This window comes from Mesorhizobium sp. M2E.F.Ca.ET.209.01.1.1 (assembly GCF_004010375.2).
Classification (GTDB): domain Bacteria; phylum Pseudomonadota; class Alphaproteobacteria; order Rhizobiales; family Rhizobiaceae; genus Mesorhizobium.
This window is the reverse complement of sequence record NZ_SADP02001420.1, coordinates 1-278: the sequence shown is the minus strand read 5'-3', so window position 1 is coordinate 278 and position 278 is coordinate 1. Positions and strand designations below refer to the sequence as shown.

The following is a 278-nucleotide window of genomic DNA, read 5'->3' as shown; positions in this document are numbered from 1 at the left end:
GCCGAAACGGCGACGAGTGCGGCCAATAGGAGGATTGTCGGGTCCATGGCGGTCGCTTTCCCTTAGGAGGTCTTTTCCATTTCATCGAGCGCGGCGGCCAGGCGTTTTTCCTCGCCATAATAGCGTGCACGGTCCCAGAAATGGGGTTTGCTGATGCCCGTCGATACATGTCTGCCGATCAGTTTGCCGTTGGCATCCTCACCTTCGATTTCGTATCGCATCAAATCCTGAGTGACGATCACGTCGCCTTCCATGCCGATCACTTCCGTGATCTGGGT

Annotated in this window: 1 pseudogene; it reads right to left on the bottom strand. The window is 56.1% G+C overall.

The annotated features are described in order from the left end of the window. Positions 1 to 62: 62 nt before the first annotated feature. Positions 63 to 278: pseudogene (locus tag EN852_RS40630) on the bottom strand (CpaF family protein); the annotation flags it as partial.